General features: G+C 64.5%; 1 protein-coding gene. It reads right to left on the reverse strand.

Annotated elements, in window-relative coordinates; translation table 11 throughout:
* Nucleotides 1-488: transposase family protein (locus AP234_RS00135; RefSeq protein ID WP_160330346.1), on the reverse strand; the 488-nt coding region annotated here is incomplete at its 3' end.
* Between the last annotated feature and the right edge of the window lie 165 nt (nucleotides 489-653).

Raw genomic sequence — 653 nt, forward strand, 5'->3', positions numbered from 1 at the left:
ACCTGGCCGAACTCCGGATCAGGTAAGGCGCGAATCAGCCGGATGAGGGTGTCGCGGGACACCGTGACACCCAGCATGGCCATCAGGCGGGCTCCGGCTCTGGCGGCCAGCGCCAAGGCCAGCAGTTCCAGCATGCGCCGCAGCGGCGAGGTGGCGCGGGCGTGCGGGCGGGCCACACCACCCAGCGGCTCTGCGAACGTCCGCACCCGGCACGACGAGTTATCGCACCTCAGGCGTCTTACGGTCAGCGCGATCAGCAACGGGCGGCCGCCAGCGGGCAGATCTTGGAGCAGCCGCCGATATCGACCATGGATTCGTGATGACAGCGTGCCGCATCCCGGGCAGGCCGCGACGCTACGCTTGGTGGTCGCCTTGATCAGCACATACGTGCCGTGATCGGCCACGGTCTGAACGTCTAGTTCGGCCAGGTGGGGAAAGAGCGTCTTCAGGAAGCAGGCATCTCCCGCCAGATGCCTCGGGTGCTGCACAATGAACCCCTACGGTCGCTGTGGTGACGATCATGTTCTTGCTCGAACTAGATCATCACTGCAGCGGCCGTACTCATGTGCGGACTGTTGCGGGATCGCGATCATCTGATGACAGACGAACCCGATCACGCTCGGTTACCCGATCACACACTTTGCGCCAGAGCC

It is taken from the genome of Sphaerimonospora mesophila (genome assembly GCF_001417795.1).
In the GTDB taxonomy this organism is placed as follows: domain Bacteria; phylum Actinomycetota; class Actinomycetes; order Streptosporangiales; family Streptosporangiaceae; genus Sphaerimonospora; species Sphaerimonospora mesophila.